General features: G+C 70.9%; 18 protein-coding genes. 12 read left to right on the top strand and 6 right to left on the bottom strand.

Annotated elements, in window-relative coordinates:
- Positions 1 to 2: 2 nt before the first annotated feature.
- Positions 3 to 1160, bottom strand: a complete 1158-nt coding sequence (locus tag ABVB68_RS26575; protein ID WP_353603659.1) for an acyl-CoA dehydrogenase family protein — start codon at positions 1158 to 1160, stop codon at positions 3 to 5.
- Between the two features lie 144 nt (positions 1161 to 1304).
- Entirely contained in the window at positions 1305 to 1904 is a 600-nt protein-coding gene (locus tag ABVB68_RS26570; RefSeq protein ID WP_353603658.1) for an SACE_7040 family transcriptional regulator, read from the bottom strand.
- Positions 1905 to 2001: 97 nt separating this feature from the next.
- Between ABVB68_RS26570 and ABVB68_RS26565 the strand changes: the two genes are divergently transcribed.
- The 10 genes from ABVB68_RS26565 to ABVB68_RS26520 all read left to right on the top strand — a co-directional run bounded on the left by ABVB68_RS26565 (position 2002) and on the right by ABVB68_RS26520 (position 15015).
- A complete protein-coding gene (locus ABVB68_RS26565) occupies positions 2002 to 3618 on the top strand; it encodes a carboxyl transferase domain-containing protein (protein ID WP_353603657.1) in 1617 nt (538 codons plus the stop codon).
- A gap of 11 nt (positions 3619 to 3629) precedes the next feature.
- Entirely contained in the window at positions 3630 to 5645 is a 2016-nt protein-coding gene (locus ABVB68_RS26560) for an acetyl/propionyl/methylcrotonyl-CoA carboxylase subunit alpha (RefSeq protein WP_353603656.1), read from the top strand.
- Positions 5642 to 6583 carry a hydroxymethylglutaryl-CoA lyase gene (locus tag ABVB68_RS26555; RefSeq protein ID WP_353603655.1) on the top strand — a complete coding sequence of 314 codons (942 nt, stop codon included), beginning with the start codon at positions 5642 to 5644 and terminating at the stop codon, positions 6581 to 6583. Before ABVB68_RS26560 ends, ABVB68_RS26555 begins: the two co-directional genes overlap by 4 nt.
- Positions 6584 to 6588: 5 nt before the next feature.
- The gene (locus ABVB68_RS26550) at positions 6589 to 7749 is read left to right on the top strand and encodes an acyl-CoA dehydrogenase family protein (protein ID WP_353603654.1); all 1161 of its coding nucleotides are present in this window, start codon (positions 6589 to 6591) and stop codon (positions 7747 to 7749) included.
- 133 nt (positions 7750 to 7882) lie between these two features.
- Positions 7883 to 8929, top strand: coding sequence for an ABC transporter substrate-binding protein (locus ABVB68_RS26545; RefSeq protein ID WP_353603653.1), 1047 nt, complete (start codon positions 7883 to 7885; stop codon positions 8927 to 8929).
- 49 nt (positions 8930 to 8978) lie between these two features.
- On the top strand, positions 8979 to 9824 hold the full coding sequence (locus ABVB68_RS26540) for a siderophore-interacting protein (RefSeq protein ID WP_353603652.1): 846 nt from the start codon (positions 8979 to 8981) through the stop codon (positions 9822 to 9824).
- A gap of 179 nt (positions 9825 to 10003) precedes the next feature.
- The gene (gene desA / locus ABVB68_RS26535; RefSeq protein WP_353603651.1) at positions 10004 to 11446 is read left to right on the top strand and encodes a lysine decarboxylase DesA; all 1443 of its coding nucleotides are present in this window, start codon (positions 10004 to 10006) and stop codon (positions 11444 to 11446) included.
- On the top strand, positions 11430 to 12707 hold the full coding sequence (locus ABVB68_RS26530; protein ID WP_353603650.1) for a lysine N(6)-hydroxylase/L-ornithine N(5)-oxygenase family protein: 1278 nt from the start codon (positions 11430 to 11432) through the stop codon (positions 12705 to 12707). Before desA ends, ABVB68_RS26530 begins: the two co-directional genes overlap by 17 nt.
- Entirely contained in the window at positions 12704 to 13249 is a 546-nt protein-coding gene (locus ABVB68_RS26525) for a GNAT family N-acetyltransferase (RefSeq protein ID WP_353603649.1), read from the top strand. The genes ABVB68_RS26530 and ABVB68_RS26525 overlap by 4 nt, the downstream gene beginning before the upstream one ends.
- Positions 13246 to 15015, top strand: coding sequence for an IucA/IucC family protein (locus ABVB68_RS26520; RefSeq protein WP_353603648.1), 1770 nt, complete (start codon positions 13246 to 13248; stop codon positions 15013 to 15015). The genes ABVB68_RS26525 and ABVB68_RS26520 overlap by 4 nt, the downstream gene beginning before the upstream one ends.
- A gap of 115 nt (positions 15016 to 15130) precedes the next feature.
- On the opposite strand, the gene ABVB68_RS26515 is transcribed toward ABVB68_RS26520, so the two are convergent.
- Positions 15131 to 16735: a beta-N-acetylhexosaminidase gene (locus ABVB68_RS26515; protein WP_353603647.1), complete on the bottom strand. Its 1605-nt coding sequence runs from the start codon at positions 16733 to 16735 to the stop codon at positions 15131 to 15133.
- 295 nt (positions 16736 to 17030) lie between these two features.
- Entirely contained in the window at positions 17031 to 18596 is a 1566-nt protein-coding gene (locus ABVB68_RS26510; protein ID WP_353603646.1) for a purple acid phosphatase family protein, read from the bottom strand.
- A 165-nt stretch (positions 18597 to 18761) separates the two neighbouring features.
- Here ABVB68_RS26510 and ABVB68_RS26505 point away from each other — a divergent pair, with 165 nt between their 5' ends.
- Together ABVB68_RS26505 and glmS are read left to right on the top strand one after the other, a co-directional pair.
- Complete coding sequence (locus tag ABVB68_RS26505; protein ID WP_353603645.1) at positions 18762 to 19019, top strand: hypothetical protein; 258 nt, start codon at positions 18762 to 18764, stop codon at positions 19017 to 19019.
- Between the two features lie 47 nt (positions 19020 to 19066).
- A complete protein-coding gene (glmS, locus tag ABVB68_RS26500) occupies positions 19067 to 20884 on the top strand; it encodes a glutamine--fructose-6-phosphate transaminase (isomerizing) (RefSeq protein WP_353603644.1) in 1818 nt (605 codons plus the stop codon).
- Between the two features lie 83 nt (positions 20885 to 20967).
- On the opposite strand, the gene ABVB68_RS26495 is transcribed toward glmS, so the two are convergent.
- Both ABVB68_RS26495 and ABVB68_RS26490 read right to left on the bottom strand, forming a co-directional pair.
- Positions 20968 to 21525 (bottom strand): acetate uptake transporter family protein, encoded by a 558-nt coding sequence (locus ABVB68_RS26495; protein ID WP_353603643.1) that lies wholly within the window; start codon positions 21523 to 21525, stop codon positions 20968 to 20970.
- A 126-nt stretch (positions 21526 to 21651) separates the two neighbouring features.
- Positions 21652 to 22179 (bottom strand): universal stress protein, encoded by a 528-nt coding sequence (locus ABVB68_RS26490; protein WP_353603676.1) that lies wholly within the window; start codon positions 22177 to 22179, stop codon positions 21652 to 21654.
- Positions 22180 to 22365: the final 186 nt, after the last annotated feature.

The following is a 22365-nucleotide window of genomic DNA, read 5'->3' as shown; positions in this document are numbered from 1 at the left end:
CCTTACAGACCCATGTCCTTGGCGATGATCGTCTTCATGATCTCGCTGGTGCCGCCGTAGATGCGGTTGACGCGGTTGTCCGCGTACAGGCGGGCGATCGGGTACTCGTTCATGTAGCCGTAGCCGCCGTGCAGCTGCAGGCAGCGGTCGATCACGCGGTGGGCGACCTCGGTGCAGAAGAGCTTGGCGGAGGCGGCCTCGGCGGGGGTCAGCTCACCGGCGTCCAGCGCCTCCGTGGCGCGGTCGGCGACGGCCTCGGCCGCGTCCACCTCGGCCTGGCAGGCGGCCAGCTCGAACTTGGTGTTCTGGAAGTGGGCGACGGGCTTGCCGAAGACCGTGCGCTCCTGCACGTACTGCTTGGCGAACCGGACGGCCGCCTTGGCCTGCGCGTAGGCGCCGAAGGCGATGCCCCAGCGCTCGGAGGCCAGGTTGTGGCCGAGGTAGTAGAAGCCCTTGTTCTCCTCGCCCAGCAGGTCCTCGACCGGCACCTTGACGTCGACGAAGGCCAGCTCGGCGGTGTCGGAGGTCTTCAGGCCGAGCTTGTCGAGCTTGCGGCCGACGGAGTAGCCCTCGGACTTGGTGTCGACGGCGAAGAGGGAGATGCCGTGCCGGCGGTCCTCGGCGGTGGGCGCGGCGGTGCGGGCGCACACGATCACGCGGTCGGCGTGGACGCCGCCGGTGATGAAGGTCTTGGCGCCGTTGAGGACGTAGTGCGTGCCGTCCTCGGAGAGCTTCGCGGTGGACTTCATGCCCGCGAGGTCGGAGCCGGTGCCCGGCTCCGTCATCGCGATGGCCCACATCTCCTCGCCGGTGACGAACTTCGGCAGATAGCGCTTCTTCTGCTCGTCGGTGGCCAGCATCTTCAGGTACGGCAGGGCGAGCAGCACGTGCACGCCGGAGCCGCCGAACTGGACGCCCGCGCGGGCGGTCTCCTCGTAGAGGACGGCCTCGAACTTGTGGCTGTCGATGCCCGCGCCGCCGAACTCCTCGGGCACGCTGATGCCGAAGACGCCCAGCTCGCCGAGCTTGTAGTAGAAGTCGCGCGGGGCCTGACCGGCGGCGAACCACTCGTCGTAGACGGGCACGACCTCGGCCTCGATGAAGGCGCGAAGGGTCTCCCGGAACGCCTCGTGATCCTCGTTGAACACCGTACGGCGCACGCCGCCCACCTCCACGTCTGTCTAAGCGCTTGCTCAGACTCGAAGATACCGGCGAGTAAGGCGCCGCGTCCAGGGTGAGCTAGCCCACCCTGCCGCCGGGCCGGGCGAAGGAGAGGGGGTGGGACGGGAGAGGGGCCGGTGCCCCTACTCCGCGCCCGCCGCCGCGAACGCGCCCCGCGCCATCCGGTGCAGCATCGCCGCCGTGGCTCCCCGGCCGGGGAGCGTGCCCGCGCGGCCCAGGTGAGGCGTGGAGTTCAGCAGGCCGAAGACCGAGTGGACCGCCGAGCGGGCCGAGGGCTCCGTCAGCTGCGGGTACACCTCGCGCACCACCTCCACCCACAGTTCGACGTACTGCCGCTGGAGCTGGCGCACCAGCTTGCGGTCGCTGTCGCGCAGCCGGTCCAGCTCGCGGTCGTGCAGCGTGATCAGGGGGCGGTCGTCGAGGGCGAAGTCGATGTGGCCCTCGATCAGCGAGTCCAGGACCGCCGGGGCGCCGCCGTTCCCGTCGGTCTCCGCCAGTCGCCGTTTCGCCCCGGTCAGCAGCTGCTCGCTGATGCCGACGAGCAGCTCGGCGAGCATCGCGTCCTTGCCCGGGAAGTGCCGGTAGAGGCCGGGTCCGCTGATGCCGACAGCGGCGCCTATCTCGTCCACACCGACACCGTGGAAACCGCGTTCGGCGAAGAGCCGGGCGGCTTCCTTGAGGATCTGCTCACGGCGGGTGGGCGCGTCGGTTCTGGTGACCATGTGGCCAATTCTAGACAGCGAGGTTAGCGGTCGTTAACCTGAAGGAAATGGTTAACGCTCATTAACAGGTTCGATCACCGTGTGAGGGGACCGCAGGATGCACGAGGCACCGGAGCTTCACAGCGCGGCAGATCCCGCGTCGGAGGCCTGGCGGGCCAATGAGGAAGCCCATCTCGCACTCGTCGGGGAGCTGCGCGGCAAGCTGGCCGCGGCGGCGCTCGGCGGCGGGGAGCGGGCGCGCGCCCGGCACACCGCGCGCGGCAAGCTGCTGCCGCGGGACCGGGTGGACACGCTGCTCGACCCGGGCTCGCCGTTCCTGGAGCTGGCCCCGCTCGCGGCGGACGGGCTGTACGACGGGCAGGCCCCGGCGGCCGGGGTGGTCGCCGGGATCGGGCGGGTCAGCGGGCGCGAGTGCGTGGTCGTCGCGAACGACGCCACCGTCAAGGGCGGCACGTACTACCCGATGACGGTGAAGAAGCACCTGCGCGCGCAGGAGGTGGCCCTGGAGAACCGGCTGCCCTGTGTCTACCTCGTGGACTCCGGCGGGGCCTTCCTGCCGATGCAGGACGAGGTGTTCCCGGACCGCGAGCACTTCGGGCGGATCTTCTACAACCAGGCCCGGATGTCCGGCGCCGGTATCCCGCAGATCGCCGCCGTGCTCGGCTCGTGCACGGCCGGCGGCGCGTACGTGCCGGCGATGAGCGACGAGGCCGTGATCGTGCGGGGCCAGGGCACGATCTTCCTCGGCGGGCCCCCGCTGGTGAAGGCCGCCACGGGTGAGGTCGTCACCGCCGAGGAGCTGGGCGGCGGCGAGGTGCACTCCCGGATCTCCGGGGTCACCGACCACCTCGCCGAGGACGACGGGCACGCCCTGCGGATCGTCCGGAACATCGTCGCCACGTTGCCGGCCCGGCAGTCCCCGCCCTGGGAGGTCCAGCCGTCGGTCGAGCCCAAGGTGGACCCCTACGGGATCTACGGCGCCGTCCCCGTGGACTCCCGTACGCCTTACGACGTGCGCGAGATCATCGCGCGCGTGGTGGACGGCTCCCGGTTCGCCGAGTTCAAGTCCGAGTTCGGGCAGACCCTGGTCACCGGGTTCGCCCGGATCCACGGTCACCCGGTCGGGATCATCGGCAACAACGGCATCCTGTTCTCCGAGTCCGCCCAGAAGGGCGCCCACTTCATCGAGCTGTGCGACCAGCGCGGCATCCCGCTGGTGTTCCTGCAGAACATCTCCGGCTTCATGGTCGGCAGGGACTACGAGGCGGGCGGCATCGCCAAGCACGGCGCCAAGATGGTGACGGCGGTGGCCTGTACCCGGGTGCCGAAGCTGACGGTCGTCGTCGGCGGCTCGTACGGCGCCGGGAACTACTCCATGTGCGGCCGGGCCTACTCCCCGCGCTTCCTGTGGATGTGGCCCAACGCCAAGATCTCCGTCATGGGCGGCGAGCAGGCGGCCAGTGTGCTCGCCACCGTCAAGCGCGACCAGCTCGAATCGCGCGGGGAGCAGTGGCCCGCGGAGGAGGAGGACGCCTTCAAGGCGCCCGTCCGCGAGCAGTACGAGCGCCAGGGCAACGCCTACTACGCCACCGCCCGCCTCTGGGACGACGGCGTGATCGACCCGCTGGAAACCCGTCAGGTGCTGGGCCTCGCCCTGACCGCCTGCGCCAACGCGCCGCTGGGAGATCCCCAGTTCGGCGTCTTCCGGATGTGAGGAGGGGAACCGTGTTCGACACAGTGCTGGTGGCCAACCGGGGCGAGATCGCCGTACGCGTGATTCGCACGCTGCGCTCGCTGGGCGTGCGCTCGGTGGCGGTCTTCTCCGACGCCGACGCCGACGCGCGGCATGTGCGGGAGGCCGACACGGCGGTACGGATCGGTCCGGCGCCGGCCGCCGAGAGCTATCTGTCGGTGGAGCGGCTGATCGAGGCGGCCGCCCGCAGCGGCGCGCAGGCCGTCCACCCGGGGTACGGCTTCCTCGCCGAGAACGCGCGGTTCGCGCGTGCCTGCGAGGAGGCGGGGCTGGTCTTCATCGGCCCGCCGGCGGACGCGATCGCGCTGATGGGCGACAAGATCCGGGCCAAGGAGACCGTGCGCGCGGCCGGCGTGCCGGTCGTGCCCGGCTCCAGCGGCAGCGGGCTCTCCGACGCCCAACTGGCCGACGCCGCCCGCGAGATCGGCACCCCGGTACTGCTCAAGCCCTCGGCCGGCGGCGGCGGCAAGGGCATGCGGCTGGTGCGCGACGTGAGCGCGCTGGAGGAGGAGATCGCCGCCGCCCGCCGGGAGGCCCGCGCCTCCTTCGGCGACGACACCCTGCTCGTGGAGCGGTGGGTGGACCGGCCCCGGCACATCGAGATCCAGGTGCTGGCCGACGGCCACGGCGCCGTGGTCCACCTCGGTGAGCGCGAGTGCTCGCTGCAGCGGCGCCACCAGAAGATCATCGAGGAGGCGCCGAGCGTGCTCCTCGACGAGGGCATCCGGGCCGCGATGGGCGAGGCGGCCGTCCAGGCGGCCCGCTCGTGCGGGTACCGGGGGGCGGGCACGGTGGAGTTCATCGTGCCGGGCGGGGACCCGTCGTCGTACTACTTCATGGAGATGAACACCCGGCTGCAGGTGGAGCACCCGGTCACCGAACTCGTCACCGGGATCGACCTGGTGGAGTGGCAGCTGCGGGTGGCGGCCGGGGAGCGGCTGGGCTTCGCGCAGGAGGACGTGACGCTGAGCGGACACGCGGTCGAGGCCCGGATCTGCGCCGAGGACCCCGCGCGCGGGTTCCTGCCGTCCGGCGGCACCGTCCTGCTGCTCGACGAGCCCGCGGGCGACGGAGTGCGCACCGACTCCGGGCTCAGCGAGGGCACCGAGGTGGGCAGCCTGTACGACCCGATGCTGGCCAAGGTGATCGCCCACGGCCCGGACCGCGAGAGCGCGCTGCGGAAGCTGCGGGCGGCCCTCGGGCGGACGGTCACGCTGGGCGTGCAGACCAACGCGGGCTTCCTGCGCCGGCTGCTGGCCCACCCGGCGGTCGTGGCGGGCGACCTGGACACCGGGCTGGTGGAGCGGGAGGTGGCCGGCCTGGTGCCCGGGGAGGTGCCGGCGGAGGTCTACGCGGCGGCGGCCCTGCTGCGGCACACCGCGCTCGCGCCCACCGGCGGCGCCGGCTGGCAGAACCCGTTCGCCGCCGCCGACGGCTGGCGGCTGGGCGGTGAGCGGGCCTGGACGCCGCACCATCTGCGGGTGCCCGGCCAGGAGCCGGTGACGCTGCGCGTGCGCAGCACCCCGGACGGCGGCACCGAACTGCTGCTGCCCGGCGCGGACGAGCCCCTGCGCGGCTCCGGCATCGTGGCCGCGGGGCGCGGGGCCGGGCACCGGTTCACCTTCCGGCTCGACGGCGTCACGCACACCTTCGCGGCGCTGCCGGACGGCACCTGGCTGGGCCGGGACGGTGACGCCTGGCAGGTGCGCGACCACGACCCGGTGGCCGCCTCGCTGAGCCGCGCGGCCCATGCGGGTGCCGACTCGCTGACCGCGCCCATGCCCGGCACGGTGACCGTGGTGAAGGTGGCCGTGGGCGACGAGGTGACCGCCGGGCAGAGCCTGCTGGTGGTGGAGGCGATGAAGATGGAGCACGTCATCTCCGCCCCGCACGCCGGGACGGTCGCCGAGCTGGACGTGACGCCGGGCACGACGGTCGCCATGGACCAGGTGCTGGCCGTCATCACGGCCGAGGAGGCGGCCCGGTGAGCGCCGAGGGACTGCCCATGGTGGTACCCGACGAGGACCTGCCCGTACGGGTGCGGATCCACGAGGTGGGTGCGCGCGACGGACTGCAGAACGAGAAGACGGTCGTACCGACCGAGGTGAAGGCCGAGTTCGTCCACCGGCTGGCCGACGCGGGCCTGAGGACCATCGAGGCGACCAGTTTCGTGCGCCCCGAGTGGGTGCCCCAACTGGCCGACGCCGAGCGGCTGTACCCGATGGTGCGGGACCTGGACGCCGCTCTCCCGGTGCTGGTGCCCAACGAGCGCGGGCTGGAGCGGGCGCTGGCGCTGGGCGCGGAGCGCGTCGCCGTGTTCGCCAGCGCGACCGAATCCTTCGCGAAGGCCAACCTCAACCGCACGCTGGACGACTCGCTGGCGGTGTTCGAGCCGGTGGTGCGGCGCGCCAAGGACGAGGGCGTGCATGTGCGCGGGTACGTGTCGATGTGCTTCGGCGACCCGTGGGAGGGCGCGGTCCCGCTCCACCAGGTGGTCCGCGTCTGCCGGGCGCTGCGGGACATGGGCTGCGACGAGCTGAGCCTCGGCGACACGATCGGCGTCGCCACCCCGGGCCATGTGCACGAACTGCTCAACCTCCTGAACGAGGAGGGCATGCCGACGAACGTGCTCGGCGTGCACTTCCACGACACCTACGGCCAGGCGCTCGCCAACACCTACGCGGCCCTGGAGCACGGCGTGACGACCGTGGACGCCTCCGCGGGCGGCCTCGGCGGCTGTCCCTACGCCAAGTCCGCCACCGGCAACCTCGCCACCGAGGACCTCGTCTGGATGCTGCACGGCCTCGGCATCGAGACCGGGGTCGACCTCGACCGTCTGACCGCCACGAGCGTGTGGATGGCCGAGCGGCTGGGCCGCCCCAGCCCCTCCCGTACCGTCCGCGCCCTCACCCACAAGGATCAGTGATCAGCATGGACCACCGTCTCAGCCCCGAGCTGGAAGAACTCCGCCGCACGGTGGAGGAGTTCGCGCACGATGTCGTGGCACCGAAGATCGGCGACTTCTACGAGCGGCACGAGTTCCCCTACGAGATCGTCCGCGAGATGGGCCGCATGGGTCTGTTCGGGCTGCCGTTCCCGGAGGAGTACGGCGGCATGGGCGGCGACTACCTGGCCCTCGGCATCGCCCTGGAGGAACTGGCCCGGGTGGACTCGTCGGTGGCGATCACCCTGGAGGCCGGGGTCTCCCTGGGCGCCATGCCGATCCATCTGTTCGGCACCGAGGAGCAGAAGCGCGAGTGGCTGCCCCGCCTGTGCACGGGCGAGATGCTGGGCGCGTTCGGCCTGACGGAGCCGGACGGCGGCAGTGACGCCGGCGCCACCCGTACGACGGCCCGGCTGGACCCGGACACGGACGAATGGGTGATCAACGGCACGAAGTGCTTCATCACCAACTCCGGTACGGACATCACCGGCCTGGTGACGGTCACGGCGGTCACCGGCCGCAAGCCGGACGGCAGCCCGCGGATCTCGGCGATCATCGTCCCCTCGGGCACCCCCGGCTTCACGGTGGCGGCCCCGTACTCGAAGGTCGGCTGGAACGCCTCCGACACCCGGGAGCTGTCCTTCGCCGACGTGCGGGTCCCCGCCGCCAACCTCCTGGGCGAGGAGGGCCGCGGTTACGCCCAGTTCCTGCGCATCCTGGACGAGGGGCGCATCGCCATCGCCGCGCTCGCGACGGGCCTGGCCCAGGGGTGTGTGGACGAGTCGGTGAAGTACGCCAGGGAACGGCAGGCGTTCGGCCGCCCGATCGGCGCCAACCAGGCGATCCAGTTCAAGATCGCCGACATGGAGATGAAGGCCCACACGGCCCGGCTGGCCTGGCGGGACGCGGCCTCCCGCCTGGTGGCGGGCGAGCCGTTCAAGAAGGAGGCGGCCCTCGCCAAGCTGTACTCCTCCACGGTCGCCGTCGACAACGCCCGCGAGGCCACCCAGATCCACGGCGGATACGGCTTCATGAACGAGTATCCGGTGGCCCGCATGTGGCGCGACTCCAAGATCCTGGAGATCGGGGAGGGCACGAGCGAGGTCCAGCGCATGCTGATCGCCCGGGAACTGGGCCTGGTGAGCTAGCCCCCTCCCGGCCGACACGCTTTCGCCGGGGCGGGGTTCGCCTCCGGACACTGGACATCAGGTGAGGTTAGGCTAACCTTCCCAATGAACCTGTCCGGTGGGCCCCTCGCCCCGGTCGAAAGCAGTCGTATCCATGCCCGATGCACGTGTCATCCCTCTTTCCCGCCGCGGCCTGCTCGCCGCGGGCGGCGTCCTCGGACTCGGTGCCGCACTCACCGCCTGCGGGGGCGGCAAGGGCGAAGGCGCGGGCTCCGGCAAGGACACGAAGGCCACCGGGTCCGGCCCCTGGTCCTTCAGGGACGACCGCGGCACGACCGTGAAGCTGGACGGGGTCCCGGCGAACATCGTCGCCTTCACCGGTGTCGCCGCCGCGCTGTACGACTACGGTGTCCAGGTCAAGGGCGTCTTCGGCCCGACGACGACCAAGGACGGCAAGGCCGATGTCCAGGCCGGCGACATGGACGTCACCAAGGTGACCGTCATCGGCAACACCTGGGGCCAGTTCAACATCGAGAAGTACGCCTCCCTCGCGCCGGACGTGCTGGTCTCCACGATGTTCGACGGCGCCGGCACCCTCTGGTACGTCCCCGAGGAGTCGAAGAAGAAGATCGCGCAGCTGGCGCCCAGCGTCGGGATCTCCGTCTACGACCGGCAACTGCCCACGTCGCTGCAGCGGATGTGGGAACTGGCCGAGGCGCTCGGCGGCGACATGAGGGCCGCGAAGGCCACGGACGCCAGGAAGCGGTTCGAGGACGCCTCCGCCCGGCTGCGCGCCGCCGCCAGGGCCAAGCCCGAGATCAGGGTGATGGCCGGTTCCGCGAGCGACCCCCTCTTCTACGTCTCCGGCACCAACCTCTCCGTGGACCTGGAGTACTTCAAGGCCCTCGGCGTGAACTTCGTCGAGCCCCCGGAGCGCGCCAAGGCCAGGGGCGGCGGCTGGTACGAGTCGCTGAGCTGGGAGAACGTCGACAAGTACCGGGCCGACGTCATCATGATGGACGACCGCACCTCGACCCTCCAGGCGGCCGACATCTCGAAGCCGACCTGGAAGAAGCTCCCCGCGGTCAGGGCCGGCCAGGTCATCTCCCGCTCCCCCGAGCCGATCCTCTCGTACGACAAGTGCGTGCCGCTGCTCACGACGCTGGCCGAGGCCCTGGAGAAGGCCGAGAAGGTCTCCTGACCCCGGACAAGCCCTGGCAGACCCTGAACCCCGCTCTCGGGAGCCACACATGACGACGGCCGTAGCCGCCCCGTTCCGTTTCTTCTCCCTCCAGGTCGCACGGACGAGGCGGCTCGGCCCGTCGCTGGTCCGGGTCACCTTCGCCGGTGCCGATCTGCACGCCTTCCACTCCCACGGCCGGGACCAGTCCCTGTCGCTGTTCCTGCCGCACCCGGGCCAGAGCGAGCCCGTCGTCCCGCTGGAGCTGGGCGACGGCTGGTGGCAGGGCTGGCGCGAACTCCCCGCCGGCGTACGGGCCGTGATGCGCTCGTACACCCTGCGGGCGCTGCGCCGGGACCCCGACGAGATCGACGTCGACTTCGCGCTGCACGGGGTCGGTCCCGGCAGCTCCCCCGCCCCCGCCGGACCCGCCTCCCGCTGGGCCTCCCGCGCCACCGCCGGCGACCGCGTCCTGCTGCTGGGCCCGGCCGTCGCCGACAACCGCGCGATCCGCTTCCGTCCGCCCGCGGACACCGATGCCGTCCTCCTCTGGGGCGACGAGACCGCCGTATCCGCCGCGACCGCGATCCTCGAGTCCCTGCCGGCCGGCACCCGCGCCCGCGCCTGGCTGGAGGTGCCGCACCCGGGCGACATCCAGGACGTGGCGACCGAGGCGGACGCGGAGATCACCTGGCTCGTGCGGCACGACGGGTCCCCCATGGCCGTCGACGCCGTGCGGGCCGCCGAACTCCCCGCGGCCGAGCGGCCGTACGTGTGGATCGCGGGCGAGTCCGGCCGGGTGAGGGCGCTGCGCCGGCACTTCGTCGGGGAGCGAGGGATCGACCGGCGCCGGGTGGCGTTCGTCGGGTACTGGCGGCAGGGCATGACGGAGGAACAGCTGCGCGCCACCGAGTAACGGACCACCCTGTGACGGCGGTCACGGAAGGGGCATGTTTCCGGACCTTCAACTTAGGTTAGGCTAACCTAAATCGAAGGCCCTGACCTTCCTCCCGGGCCTCACTTCACCCGCCCTCCCGCGCCCCGCTTCCCCGACCCAGAGTTCCCCGCACGGACTGTCCTTCGGAGGACCCCCACATGCGCTCGCACCTGCTCAATGGCCTCACCGCGGAGCGGTACCGCCGCTCCGTGACCGATGGAGTAGAGCGGGTGGCGGCCAAACTCGCCACCACCGACCGTCCGTTCACCGGCGTGACCGTGGACGCCCTCAGCCCGCGCATCGACGCGATCGACCTCGACCGGCCGCTCGGCGACACCACGGCCGTCCTGGACGAGCTGGAGGACGTCTACCTCCGGGACGCCGTCTACTTCCACCACCCCCGCTACCTGGCCCACCTCAACTGCCCCGTCGTCATCCCGGCCGTGCTCGCCGAGGCCGTGCTCTCCGCGGTCAACTCCTCCCTCGACACCTGGGACCAGTCGGCCGGCGGCACCCTCATCGAGCGCAGGCTCGTCGACTGGACCACCGCCCGCATCGGCCTCGGCCCGGCGGCCGACGGCGTGTTCACCTCCGGCGGCACCCAGTCCAACCTCCAGGCGCTGCTGCTGGCGCGCGAGGAGGCCAAGACCGACGACCTCTCCGAACTGCGTGTCTTCGCCTCCGAGGTCAGCCACTTCAGCGTGCAGAAGTCCGCCGAACTGCTCGGCCTCGGCCAGGACCGTGTGGTGTCGGTGCCCGTCGACCACGACAAGCGCATGCAGACGGTCGCCCTCGCCCACGAGCTGGAGCGGTGCAGACGCGACGGCCTGGTGCCGATGGCCGTCGTCGCCACCGCCGGCACCACCGACTTCGGTTCCATCGACCCGCTGCCGGAGATCGCGGAGCTGTGCGAGCAGTACGGCGCGTGGATGCACGTGGACGCGGCCTACGGCTGCGGACTGCTCGCCTCCCTGAAGTACCGGGACCGCATCGCCGGCATCGAGCACGCCGACTCGGTCACCGTCGACTACCACAAGTCCTTCTTCCAGCCCGTCAGTTCCTCCGCCGTGCTGGTCCGGGACGCGGACACACTGCGCCACGCCACCTACCACGCCGAGTACCTCAACCCGCGCCGGACGGTGCGGGAGCGCATCCCCAACCAGGTGGACAAGTCCCTGCAGACCACCCGCCGCTTCGACGCCCTCAAACTGTGGATGACCCTGCGCACGATGGGCGCCGACGGCATCGGGCAGCTCTTCGACGAGGTCTGCGACCTGGCGCGGCAGGGCTGGCAGCTGCTCGCCGCCGACCCGCGCTACGACGTCGTCGTCGAGCCCACGCTGTCCACCCTCGTCTTCCGCTACGTCCCGGCGGCCGTCACCGACCCGGCCCGGATCGACCGCGCCAACCTCCACGCCCGCAAGGCCCTGTTCGCCTCCGGCGACGCCGCGGTCGCGGGCACCAAGGTCGGCGGCCGCCACTACCTGAAGTTCACCCTGCTCAATCCCGAGACCACGACGGCCGACATCGCCGCCGTCCTCGATCTGCTGGCCGGCCACGCCGAGCAGTACCTGGGAGAGTCCCTTGACCGCGCGTCCTGAAGCCCCGGATCACGTCCACGACTTCGTGGGGGTCGGGCTCGGCCCCTTCAACCTCGGCCTCGCCTGCCTCACCGAGCCGATCGCCGGGCTGGACGGCGTCTTCCTGGAGTCCAAGCCCGACTTCGAGTGGCACGCGGGCATGTTCCTGGACGGTGCCCACCTGCAGACCCCGTTCATGTCGGACCTGGTCACCCTCGCCGACCCGACCTCGCCGTACTCCTTCCTCAACTACCTGAAGGAGAAGGGCAGGCTGTACTCGTTCTACATCCGCGAGAACTTCTACCCGCTGCGGGTCGAGTACGACGACTACTGCCGCTGGGCGGCGAACAAGCTGAGCTGCGTCCGCTTCGGCACCACGGTCACCGAGGTGACGTACGAGGACGAGGTGTACGTCGTCCGCACCCGGACCGGTGCCCTCCACCGCGCCCGCCACCTGGTCCTCGGCACCGGCACCGCGCCGCACCTCCCCGACGCCTGCAAGGACCTGGACGGCGACTTCATCCACACCTCCCGCTACGCGCACCACAAGGCGGAACTCCAGCGCAAGAGGTCGATCACCCTGGTCGGCAGCGGCCAGTCGGCGGCGGAGATCTACCACGACCTGCTCAGCGAGATCGACGTCCACGGCTACCGGCTGAACTGGGTCACCCGGTCGCCACGCTTCTTCCCGCTCGAGTACACCAAGCTCACCCTGGAGATGACCTCCCCGGAGTACATCGACTACTTCCACGCGCTCCCGGAGGACACCCGCTACCGGCTCGCCGGCCGGCAGAAGGGCCTGTTCAAGGGCATCGACGGCGACCTGATCAACGAGATCTTCGACCTGCTCTACCGGAAGAACCTCGGCGGCCCGGTCCCCACCCGCCTGCTCACCAACTCGGCCCTGCGCTCGGCCCGTCACGAGAACGGCACGTACGTCCTCGGCCTGCGCCAGCAGGAGCAGGGCAAGGACTACGAGCTGACCACCGAAGGCCTGGTCCTCGCCACCGGCTACCACTACACCGAGCCGGCCTTCCTGGCGCCCCTGCGGGACCGGCTGCACTACGACTCACGGGGCAACTTCGACATCGGCCGCAACTACGCCATCGACGTCACCGGCCGCGGGGTCTTCCTGCAGAACGCCGGCGTCCACGCACACAGCATCACCAGCCCCGACCTGGGCATGGGCGCGTACCGCAACGCCTGCATCATCCGCGAGCTGCTCGGCAGCGAGTACTACCCGGTCGAGAAGTCCATCGCCTTCCAGGAGTTCGCAGTATGACCACGCAGGACCTGACCTTCACCATCCGCCCCCTCGACCCCCTGAAGGACGCCGAGGTGCTGCACGGCTGGGTCACCCACCCCAAGGCCGTGTACTGGATGATGCAGGACGCCAGGCTGGAGGACGTGGAACGGGCGTACATGGAGATCGCGGCCGACGAGCACCACCACGCCTTCCTCGGACTGGACGACGGGGTGCCGGTGTTCCTGATGGAGCGTTACGACCCCGCGCACCGCGAGCTGGCCGGCCTGTACGAGGCGCAGCCGGGGGACGTCGGGATGCACTTCCTGGTGGCGCCCACCGACAAGCCCGTGCACGGGTTCACCCGGCGGGTCGTCACCGCCGTGCTGGCGCACCTGTTCGCGGACCCGCGCACCCTGCGGGTGGTCGTGGAGCCCGATGTGCGCAACACCGCCGTGCACGCGCTGAACGAGGCCGTCGGGTTCGTGCCCGAGGGCGAGATAGCGAAGCCGGAGAAGCGCGCCCTGCTGAGTTTCTGCACGCGGGAGCGGTTCGAGGCGGCGACGGGGGTGGCGGCGTGACCCTCGCCGACTCCGTGGCCCACCTCTCCCCCGAGCGCTGGGACCAGGCCAACCGTCTGCTGATCCGCAAGGCCCTCGCCGAGTTCGCGCACGAGCGCCTGCTCACGCCCGAGCGGGAGGACGACCGGTACGTCGTGCGCGGCGACGACGGGCTCACCGCCTACCGGTTCGACGCCGTCCGCCGGGCGCTGGACCACTGGGAGGTCGACGGCGAGTCGATCACCCGGCACCGCGAGGGCGCCGAACTGCCGCTCGCCGCACTGGACTTCTTCATCGAGCTGAAGGAAAGCCTGGGGCTGAGCGGGGAGATCCTGCCGGTGTACCTGGAGGAGATCTCCTCCACCCTGTCGAGCACCTGCTACAAGCTGACCAAGCCCCGGGTGAGCGCCAGGGAACTGGCCGCGGCCTCGTTCCAGGACATCGAGACCGGGATGACCGAGGGCCACCCCTGCTTCGTGGCCAACAACGGGCGGCTCGGCTTCGGCGTCCAGGAGTACCTGGCGTACGCCCCGGAGACGGCGAGCCCGGTGAAACTGGTCTGGCTGGCCGCACACCGCTCGCGCGCCGCCTTCACCGCCGGTGCGGGTGTCGCGTACGAGGAGTTCTTCCGGCGCGAGCTGGGCGGGGCCACCCTGGAGCGGTTCCGGGGCGTGCTCACCGGGCTGGGCCTGGACGCGGACGACTATCTGCTGATCCCGGTCCATCCCTGGCAGTGGTGGAACAAGCTCAGCGTGACCTTCGCCGCCGAGGTGGCCCGCCGCAACCTGGTCTGCCTGGGCGAGGGTGACGACGAGTACCTGGCCCAGCAGTCCATCCGGACCTTCTTCAACTCCGGCGCCCCGCACAAGCACTATGTGAAGACGGCCCTCTCGGTCGTCAACATGGGCTTCATGCGCGGTCTTTCGGCCGCGTACATGGAGGCGACCCCGGCGATCAACGACTGGCTGGCCCAGCTGATCGAGAACGACCCGGTGCTCAGGGCGGCCGGCCTGTCGATCATCCGGGAGCGCGCGGCCGTCGGCTACCGGCATCTGGAGTACGAGCAGGCCACCGACCGCCACTCGCCCTACCGCAAGATGCTGGCCGCGCTGTGGCGGGAGAGCCCGGTGCCCTCGCTGCGGGACGGCGAGTCCCTCGCCACCATGGCCTCCCTGCTGCACGTCGACCACGGGGGCGCCTCCTTCGCGGCCGCGCTGATCGAGCGCTCGGGCCTGGCCCCGGAGGAGTGGCTGCGGCGGTATCTGAACGCCTACTACACCCCCCTGCTGCACAGCTTCTACGCCTACGACCTGGTGTACATGCCGCACGGCGAGAACGTCATCCTGGTGCTCGCGGACGGAGTGGTGCGGCGGGCGGTCTACAAGGACATCGCCGAGGAGATCGCGGTGATGGACCCGGACGCCGTGCTGCCACCGGAGGTCCAGCGGATCCGCGTGGAGGTCCCGGACGACAAGAAGCTGCTGTCCATCTTCACGGACGTCTTCGACTGCTTCTTCCGCTTCCTCGCCGCCCGGCTGGCCGGCGAGGGCGTGCTGAAGGAGGAGGGTTTCTGGCGCACGGTCGCGGAGGTCACCCGCGCGTACCAGGAGGCGAACCCCCACCTGGCCGACAGGTTCCGGCAGTACGACCTGTTCGCCCCGGACTTCGCGCTGTCCTGCCTGAACCGGCTCCAGCTGCGCGACAACCGGCAGATGGTGGACCTCGCCGACCCCTCCGGCGCACTCCAGCTCGTCGGCCGCCTGGAGAACCCCCTCGCCGGGTTCTGAGCCCGCACCGGCGCACGGGCACCCCGGAGTACGGTCCTCCGGGGTGCCCGTCGCTCTTTCGCCGGCTCGTCCTCGGCCGGTCGGCCGGTCGGCCGCCCGCCGGCCCGTCAGTCCGTCAGCCCGCCGGCCAGGGGACCTGCGGCGAGCGGTAGTAGTGGATGCCGAGGGCGTCCCAGCGCGGGGCCTGTGCGGCCAGCCGCACCCGGTAGCCGTCCCAGTCGTGGGTGGCCGCCGGTGACCAGCCCAGCTCCGCCGCGCCCGGCAGCCGTGGGAACGCCATGTACTCGAGGTCGGCGGACTTCTTCAGCGTCTCCGTCCACAGGGGCGCCTCGACACCCCGGATCGCCGAGGCGGGCACCCCGTCGAGATAGGCGCCCGGGTCCCAGTCGTAGGACCGCCGCACCTCCACCAGACCCGCCCAGTCCAGGCCGAGCGGGGTGTCCTTGGTGTACTTCATGTCGAGGTACACCCGGTCGGCCGGGGACAGGATCAGCCCGGTGCCGTTCCGTGCGGCCTCGGCGACCTGCGCCTTCTCCGCCGCGCTGGTGCGGTCCAGGCCCCAGTACTGGGCGAGGGCGCCCTTGACCGGATGGGCGCCGGTGAGCTGGTGCCACCCGATGGCCGTCTTGCCGTACTTGGCGACGACCGGCTGCACGCGGTCCATGAACGTCACGTAGTCCGCGTGGCTGGTGGAGTGCGCCTCGTCGCCGCCGATGTGCAGATAGCGCCCCGGGGTGAGCGCGGCCAGCTCGCGGATCACGTCGTCCACGAAGTCGTAGGTGACCTGCTTGGGCACGCACAGCGAGCTGAAGCCGACCTGGGTGCCGGTGTAGAGCGGGGGCGCCACGCCGTCGCAGTTCAGCTCGGCGTAGGAGGCGAGGGCGGCGTTGGTGTGGCCCGGCATGTCGATCTCGGGGACGACCTCGAGATAGCGGGCGGCCGCGTACCGGACGATCTCCCGGTAGTCGGCCTTGCTGTAGTGGCCGCCCGCGCCGCCGCCGACCTCGGTGGAGCCGCCGTAGCCGGCCAGCCGCGGCCAGGAGTCGACGGCGATGCGCCAGCCCTGGTCGTCGCTGAGGTGCAGGTGCAGCTCATTGATCTTGTAGAGGGCCAACTGGTCGATGTAGCGCTTGACCTGGGCGACGGTGAGGAAGTGCCGGGAGACGTCCAGCATGGCGCCCCGGTAGGCGTAGCGCGGGCGGTCCTCGACGGTACCGCCGGCGATCCGCCAGGGGCCGGGCTGGACGGTCTTCTTCTCGACGGCCGCGGGCAGCAGCTGGCGCAGCGTCTGCACGCCGTGGAAGAGGCCGGCGGGGGCGGCGGCGGTGATGGTGACGCCACCGGCCCCGCTGTGCAGCCGGTACCCCTCGGCGCCGAAGTCGCCCTTCTGGAGGCGGAGCCGGATGCCTCCGCCGCCGCCGTGGTCGGTGAGCGGCAGCGGGTAGCCGGTGGAGGGCCGCAGGATGCCGGTGAGGTAGGCGCCGATCCGGCGGACCTCGGCGGAGCGGTCCACCCGGATGCCGGTCGCCCGGGTGATGCGGTAGGGGGTTCCGCCCGGCTCGACCGATACGGGTGCCGGGACCACCCGGTCCAGCGGTGGTGGGGCGTCCGCCCGCGCGGCGGTGTTCGCGGTGAAGGTGAAGACGCCGGCCGCCGCGACAAGCAGCAGTGATCCGAGGATCCGGGTCGTTCGGGGAGTGGTGCCGTGGTTCCGTCTCACATGCGCTCCCTTCGGATTTGGTCGAGACCACTCTCCCGCAGATCCGGTGAAACGATCCCCCCGTGGCGGAAGTCAACCGGCGGGACGTCACTCGGGTTGCCGACGGCGATGCCCGTCGGTTGACGCCGGAACAGGACGGGGACGTCACTGCGTCCCGCCGTGAGCCGGGCGGACTTCGCGTCCCGCGTCCCGCGTCCGCCGGTGCCTCGTCCGAGGCCGGGCGGGCGGTCCTCGATCGGCTGTGAGGACCGCCCGCCCCGTTCGGCGCGCCCCGGCCCCGCGGGCGCGCGTGGGCCTACTTCGCCCTGCGGGACACCGTGAAGTGGTCGATGCGGTCACCGGTCTCGGCGATGCCCGACACCTTCAGCGTGGTCTGCCGGCCCCGCGGCGCGGGCTCGACGTCCACGCGCAGGAAGGAGTAGTCGAGATAGCGCACCCGGGACCAGGTGACGGTCTCGTCGACCTTGCCGTCCTTGGTGTTGACGAACGAGGCCACGGACTCGCGCTCGTGCTCGTGCCCCTCGTAGGAGTCCGGAGCGGAGAAGGCGTACAGGCTGCGGCCCGCCGCGCCCGCGGTGACGTAGACCACGCCCTCGGTCTCGGGGTAGGCCGTGCCGCCGATCGGCAGCTTCTTGGTGACCTTGCCGCCCTTGATGACGTCGGTGCGCTCGTACTGGTGGTTGTGGCCGTTGATGACCAGGTCCACCGTGTACTTCTCGAACAGCGGCACCCACTCCTGGCGCACGCCCCCCTCCGAGGCGTGCGCGGTGGAGGTGCAGTAGGCGCAGTGGTGGAAGAAGACGACGATGAAGTCGACGTCCCTCGACGCGCGGTACTTCTTCAACTGGCTTTCCAGCCACTTGGTCTGAGTTCCACCGGATATGCCCAGATTTGCAGGTATCTCGAAGGAGATGTCGTTGGCGTCGAGCGAGATGACCGCCGTGTTGCCGTGCACGAAGGAGTAGACGCCCGGCAGGTTCTTCCGGTCGGGACCGTTGTCCGGGAGGCTCCAGCGGGCCTCCTCGCCGCCGTAGCCGTTGGGCGAGTACCAGGCCTCCATGTCGTGGTTGCCGTAGGCCGGCATCCAGGGGACCTGCTTGGCGACCGTCTCGGTCTGGGCGAGGAACTGGTCCCAGGTGCGCGAGTCGAAGCCGGTGTCGGTGGACTTGCCCTGGCCGGCCGGGTCGCCGTAGGCGATGTCACCGGCGTGCAGGTGGAAGGCCGGGTTCTGGCCGAGGATCAGGGCGTTGTTGGCCAGGCCGTGGTAGCCGACGCCCTCGTCGCCGAAGGCGGTGAAGGTGAACGGCGCCTTGTGGGCCGGGGCGGTGGTGAAGGTGCCCACGGTGCCGGCCAGGTGCGGCTCGGCCGGGTCGAAGCCCTGGTGGCCGACCCCGTAGTAGTAGGTCCGGCCGGGGCGCAGGTGGGTCAGCCGGGCGTGCACGTAGTACTGGGTGTGGTCGCCGCTCGCGCCGACGCCGGCCGGGGTGTAGAGGGTGCGGACCTCGGCCTCGATCTTGCGGGAGAGGTCCCAGGGGTGGGCGCCGATGCGGATGAACGGTTTCCGCACGGCGACCGGGACCTGCCAGGAGACGGCCATCTCGGTGCGCGGGTCGTTGCCGTAGGCGAGGTGGCGGCCGAACGGGGCGACGAGGGCGCCGTCGACGGACTCGCCCGCCGGGGCGGTGCGCTGGGTGGGTGCGGCGGCCCGGGCGGTGGCGCCCGTCACGAACGCGCCGCCCGTGACGGCGCCCAGCGTGACGGCACCGCCTCTGATCATCGTGCGCCGCGAGAACCTGGCGTGCAGGTACTCGTGCCGCTCGGCCATGCTCATGCGCTCGGCCAGCTTCTCGGGAACGCCCATACGTGGAATGTCCATGGCGTCCGAAACTCGTGGGTCCGGGCAACGAGACGCAAGACACAAAATGGACGGCTTGCGAACAGCACTCCATAAGAGATTGAACAGACGCCTGCCCGAAATCGGGCACGCTCCTTGCGAAACGGCGGCCGGTACCCCAGGATCTACCGGGTGCACGAGGAACTGGTTGATCACCTGACGCGGTCCACGCCCCTGAGTCGGGGCGAGGCGCTGCGGGTGGTCCAGGACGTGCTCGCGTTCTTCGACGAGACGACCCAGGACTTCGTCCGTCGCCGCCACCGTGAACTGCAGGCCCAGGGCCTGGTGAACGCGGAGATCTTCGACCGGATCGAGGCGGATCTGAAATACCGGGCGGTGGCGCCGCCGGAGCTGACGCTCAGGCAGCTGCGCCGCATGGTCTACGGCTGAGAACCGGCCGGGACCCGACGAGCGACACTCAAGGGATACCTTTATACATGTGTGGAATTGTCGGATACATCGGGAAGCGTGACGTCGCCCCCCTCCTGCTGGAAGGCCTCCAGCGCCTGGAGTACCGCGGCTACGACTCCGCGGGCATCGTCGTCACCTCCCCGAAGACGCCCGGCCTGAAGATGGTCAAGGCCAAGGGCCGGGTGCGGGACCTGGAGGCCAAGGTGCCGGCCCGCTTCAAGGGCACCACCGGCATCGCGCACACCCGTTGGGCCACCCACGGCGCCCCGTCCGACCTGAACGCCCACCCGCACATGTCGGCCGACGGCAAGGTCGCCGTCGTGCACAACGGCATCATCGACAACGCCGCCGACCTGCGCCGCAAGCTGGAGGCGGACGGCGTCGAGTTCCTCTCCGAGACCGACACCGAGGTCCTCGTCCACCTCGTCGCCCGCTCGCAGGCCGAGAAGCTGGAGGACCGGGTCCGCGAGGCCCTCCGGCTGGTCGAGGGCACGTACGGCATCGCGGTGATGCACGCCGACTTCTCCGACCGCATCGTGGTGGCCCGCAACGGCTCCCCGGTGGTCCTCGGCATCGGGGAGAAGGAGATGTTCGTCGCCTCCGACATCGCCGCCCTGGTCGCCCACACCCGGCAGATAGTGACCCTCGACGACGGCGAGATGGCCACCCTCAAGGCCGACGACTTCCGCACGTACACCACCGAGGGCACCCGCACCACCGCCGAGCCGACCACCGTGGAGTGGGAGGCGGCCTCGTACGACATGGGCGGCCACGACACGTACATGCACAAGGAGATCCACGAGCAGGCCGACGCCGTGGACCGGGTGCTGCGCGGCCGGATCGACGACCGGTTCTCCACCGTGCACCTCGGCGGCCTCAACCTGGACGCCCGCGAGGCGCGCAAGATCCGCCGCGTGAAGATCCTCGGCTGCGGCACCTCGTACCACGCGGGCATGATCGGCGCCCAGATGATCGAGGAACTGGCCCGCATCCCCGCGGACGCCGAGCCCGCCTCCGAATTCCGGTACCGCAACGCGGTGGTGGACCCCGACACCCTCTACGTCGCGGTCTCCCAGTCCGGCGAGACGTACGACGTCCTCGCCGCCGTCCAGGAGCTGAAGCGCAAGGGCGCCCGCGTCCTCGGCGTGGTCAACGTGGTCGGCTCGGCGATCGCCCGCGAGGCGGACGGCGGCGTCTACGTGCACGCGGGCCCCGAGGTCTGCGTGGTCTCGACGAAGTGCTTCACCAACACCACGGTCGCCTTCGCCCTGCTCGCCCTGCACCTCGGCCGCACCCGCGACCTCTCCGTCCGCGACGGCAAGCGGATCATCGAGGGCCTGCGCAGGCTGCCGCAGCAGATCACCGAGATCCTGGAGCAGGAGGAGGAGATCAAGAAGCTGGCGGAGGAGTACGCCGACGCCCGCTCGATGCTCTTCATCGGCCGCGTCCGGGGCTACCCCGTGGCCCGCGAGGCCTCCCTGAAGCTCAAGGAGGTCTCCTACATCCACGCCGAGGCCTACCCCGCCTCCGAGCTGAAGCACGGCCCGCTGGCCCTCATCGAGCCCGCGCTGCCCACGGTCGCGATCGTCCCCGACGACGACCTGCTGGAGAAGAACCGCGCCGCCCTGGAGGAGATCAAGGCCCGCGAGGGCAAGATCCTGGCCGTGGCCCACCAGCACCAGGAGAAGGCCGACCAGACGATCCTCGTCCCGAAGAACGAGGACGAACTGGACCCGATCCTCATGGGCATCCCGCTCCAGCTCCTCGCCTACCACACGGCCATGGCCCTGGGCCGGGACATCGACAAGCCGCGGAACCTCGCGAAGTCGGTGACGGTGGAGTAACCCGCCCCGAGCGGCCCGAGAACGGAACGGACCCCCACGTGCGCCCAGCGGACACATGGGGGTCCTTTCCGTGCCGCTAGCTGTCAGCCGGTGGCCGTCACCCCCCGGCCGGCGGCACGCCCGGGAACGGCCGTCGGCCAGTGCGCCAGCGCCGCGGTCGCGGCGTACCAGGCCACCGCGCCCGAGACGACGGCCACCCAGCCCGCGACCTTCGCGAGAGCCGAACTGTCGGCGAAGGCCGCGACGGCGAGCACGACCATCGCCAGGAACAGCAGCCCGTGCACGATCTGGCCCAGGGTGTCGCCGCCCGCGAGGGTCAGTGTGAGCGCCACCAGGGCGAACAGCAGCAGGAACAGCCCGGTCGCGTTGGCCGACGAGGCACCCGACACGGCCCAGGTGAACCACAGGGCGCCGAGGGCCACGTACGCCACACCGGAGCCGGCGTTGTCGCGGAGGGCCAGCAGGCCGACGAGGAAGAGGGCGACGCCGCCCACGTAATGGGCCACGTTCACGGCGTCGGAGGCCCGCACGCCGTCGATCACGCCGGTCAGACCGACCCCGAACGCCAACAGGGTGATCCCCAGGGCGAGTCGGCCGACCACGGTGGTGGTCACGATTCCCGCGGAGACTTCGTTGTCCACGGCGGGCTCCCTTCGTGCTGTGCGGTTGAGCGGTGACCGGTATATGCCCTTCACAAGGACACAAACCACCTCTACGCGCGAGTAGTTTCGCGCTGCACAAAGGGAGTTGACGGAGCGTGAGGTCCGTCAGGGGATGACGATCACGGGCCGCTGCGCCCGCTTGGCGAGCCGGCCGGCGACCGAGCCGAAGATCCGGCCGACGATGCCGTGCGTGGACCCGACGACGATCGCGTCGGCCTCGTACTCGCGGCCCACCTCTTCGAGTTCGTGGCAGATGTCACCGCCGCGCTCGACCAGGATCCACGGCACCTCGGCCAGATAGTCCGCGCAGGCCAGTTCGAGACCGAGGACCTCGGTGCGGTGGTCCGGCACATCGACGAAGACCGGCGGCTCACAGCCGGCCCACACCGTGGTGGGCAGCCGGTTGGCCACGTGGACGATGATCAGCCCGGCGTGGGAGCGGTGGGCCATGCCGATCGCGTAGGCGAGGGCGCGCTCGCTGGACGTGGAGCCGTCGAAGCCGACGACCACTCCGTGCCGGAAGGCGGGGTCGCAGGAAGGGCGTGCCTCCGCCGCCGCCAGGGGGTCGGCCGCCGTGGGGTCGGCGACCGGCCGCTTGCGGTCCGCGGGTTCGGAGAATTCGTGACCGGCCATGGCTGTCTCGGCGTCGTGATCCTTCATGGGTCATGGGTGGGACGACAGTGTGCTGCGAAAGCGTGCGGCGGAGCTGTGTCCGGGAAACATCTTCCCAAGCCCATACCCCCAAGGGTACGGCGGCACTCCTCCTGAGCCCAGTCACCGCGCACGCTCCGTGAGCGGCACCCCGTGGTCCGTAGGGGT

This window comes from Streptomyces sp. NPDC096012 (genome assembly GCF_040426375.1).
GTDB lineage: Bacteria > Actinomycetota > Actinomycetes > Streptomycetales > Streptomycetaceae > Streptomyces.
Note: the sequence above shows the minus strand (reverse complement) of the source record. Positions and strands in the feature narration are given on the sequence as shown.

Excerpts from the sequence above, each read along its gene's own strand:
- ABVB68_RS26570 (WP_353603658.1), bottom strand. The coding sequence starts at position 1,904 with ATGGTCACCAGAACCGACGCGCCCACCCGCCGTGAGCAGATCCTCAAG.
- ABVB68_RS26565 (WP_353603657.1), top strand. The coding sequence starts at position 2,002 with ATGCACGAGGCACCGGAGCTTCACAGCGCGGCAGATCCCGCGTCGGAG.
- ABVB68_RS26550 (WP_353603654.1), top strand. The coding sequence starts at position 6,589 with ATGGACCACCGTCTCAGCCCCGAGCTGGAAGAACTCCGCCGCACGGTG.
- ABVB68_RS26545 (WP_353603653.1), top strand. The coding sequence starts at position 7,883 with ATGCCCGATGCACGTGTCATCCCTCTTTCCCGCCGCGGCCTGCTCGCC.
- ABVB68_RS26540 (WP_353603652.1), top strand. The coding sequence starts at position 8,979 with ATGACGACGGCCGTAGCCGCCCCGTTCCGTTTCTTCTCCCTCCAGGTC.
- desA (WP_353603651.1), top strand. The coding sequence starts at position 10,004 with ATGCGCTCGCACCTGCTCAATGGCCTCACCGCGGAGCGGTACCGCCGC.
- ABVB68_RS26525 (WP_353603649.1), top strand. The coding sequence starts at position 12,704 with ATGACCACGCAGGACCTGACCTTCACCATCCGCCCCCTCGACCCCCTG.
- ABVB68_RS26510 (WP_353603646.1), bottom strand. The coding sequence starts at position 18,596 with ATGGGCGTTCCCGAGAAGCTGGCCGAGCGCATGAGCATGGCCGAGCGG.
- glmS (WP_353603644.1), top strand. The coding sequence starts at position 19,067 with ATGTGTGGAATTGTCGGATACATCGGGAAGCGTGACGTCGCCCCCCTC.
- ABVB68_RS26490 (WP_353603676.1), bottom strand. The coding sequence starts at position 22,179 with ATGGCCGGTCACGAATTCTCCGAACCCGCGGACCGCAAGCGGCCGGTC.